At 59.7% G+C, this 258-nt stretch carries 1 protein-coding gene; it reads right to left on the reverse strand.

Annotated elements, in window-relative coordinates; genetic code table 11:
• Positions 1-258: hypothetical protein (locus tag AC0L3U_RS39670; RefSeq protein ID WP_473365161.1), on the reverse strand; the 258-nt coding region annotated here is incomplete at both ends.

Below are 258 nucleotides of genomic sequence, written 5' to 3' on the forward strand. Positions count from 1 at the left end.
CGAACAGCAGCGCTTCGGTCCAGTCACCCTTGGTAAACCCGTTGATGAACAACACCAGCGGCGCCATCACGAACATGAAGCGGATCAGCAGCCAGCTGACCTTGTTCACCCCATGCTGGAACGAGGTGGTGGCGCGGTCGGTCGCGGTGACGCGCTGCGCCAACGCACCGAAATAGGTGTTATTGCCCGTGGCCAGAATCACCGCTGTGGCGGCGCCGGACACCACATTGGTGCCCATGAACAGGATATTTTCCAAGT

Source organism: Bradyrhizobium sp. Kon69 (genome assembly GCF_055807515.1).